This window comes from Bartonella birtlesii IBS 325, assembly GCF_000273375.1.
GTDB lineage: Bacteria > Pseudomonadota > Alphaproteobacteria > Rhizobiales > Rhizobiaceae > Bartonella > Bartonella birtlesii.
On sequence record NZ_CM001557.1, the window covers coordinates 1,542,475 to 1,544,027 of the forward strand.

General features: G+C 33.7%; 1 protein-coding gene. It reads left to right on the forward strand.

Annotation, left to right across the window (positions count from 1 at the left end; all coding sequences use genetic code 11):
* Positions 1-758, forward strand: a 758-nt coding sequence (locus tag QWU_RS09395) for a DUF3987 domain-containing protein (RefSeq protein ID WP_155816229.1), incomplete at its 5' end; no start/stop codon positions are given.
* Between the last annotated feature and the right edge of the window lie 795 nt (positions 759-1,553).

Genomic DNA, 1,553 nt, shown 5'->3' on the forward strand with positions numbered 1-1,553 from the left:
ATGTAACGTTATCAATAATTGGAGGCATTCAACCTTCACGCATCATTCCCATTATTCAAGCAATGCACCATGGAACAAATAATGACGGCTTATTGCAACGCTTTCAAATGCTTGTGTGGCCCGATGAAAATCAAGAGTGGAAATTGATTGATAGACCTCCCAATCAAGAGGGCTGGCAAAAATATGAAGGGGTATTTCGCTCTTTTCGTGATAAACGACTAGGTTCTCCAGAACATCCACTGATCATGCGTTTTATGCCAAAAGCACAAGAGAAATTTTATGAATGGTTGGAAAACCTTCATAGAGAAGCAAAAAGTGGTTGTTTCTCAGAAAGCTTACAATCACATGTTTTAAAAATGCCAAAGACCATAGCAAGCCTTGCGTTGATTTTTGAACTTCTTGATAGTGGTGGTTTTGAAATTGGTCTCTATGCCATTACAACAGCATTGCGTTGGGAAAAATATCTGTTAAGTCACGCAAAACGTCTTTATGCGGCGCATGATACATTAACAGCAGAGCGTGCAAAATTGATTGTTGAACGCTGTGATTGTTTACCCAATGTTTTTACAGCAAGAGATATCTATAGACGGTGTTGGCGTTCTTTAAAAGATAATCAAACCGTTAAACAAGCTTTAGAGCTTTTATGTCGTTGTAACTATATTCGTGAATTTCCTATAGGGGAAAATGAATTAGGTCGGCGTCCTGATAAACGCTATGAGTGGCATCCTTTCGTTAAAAACAAAAGCATAAAACAATGAAAAACCTCTTTTGAAGTCTTAAGACAACCACGCAAAACTCTTTTTATGACCTTCTCATCAAGGAACTTTTTTCCATAAGCAAATGATCTGAGTGGCTTTGTAAAAAGAGTTTTGTCATTTTTGTCAGTTTAGTCAGTTAACTCTAACCCCTATAGTATTTTTTTAATGAGATAAAAAGTTAAAAACATTATATTTCAATATGTTAGTATTTTAATGATACAACCCTTATTAAGATACACCCCATAAATACAATCAATAATATATATTTGTCAGTTATCTGTCAGTAAATTGAACTGACAAAAGTGATCATTTTACTGAGTAATTAAAACATGAGATCCTTTAAAGCCTTTCAAAAGATAGCTTGTAACTCATAAGAAATGTTATCAAGCCATTATGGTTATGAGTTTAGGGGGTTATGGGGGTTTTGGGTGTTCTTTTTACATCCCCCTTTATATATATTTTTAGTCAAAAATAAAAGTTATTATATTTCAATAAGTTAATCATTTCAAATGAACAACCTATATTAAACACAACACATAAATACAATCTTTAATATATATTTAAGAGGGTTTTGTCGGTGTTTTGGGGGTTTTAAAAACAGACAAAACCTATCTATAATATGCTTCATAAAACCTATCAAAATACTCATTCTGATATTTTAAAGCCCATGGTGCATTTGTCTTGATGAACACGTCAAACGAATAGCAGATTTCACTATTTTGCTGATCTGATCTCTCTCATGGGCTGTGGATAAACAGCCTTTAAAAACCCTTTTGAAAAAATTTATCCGCTTTT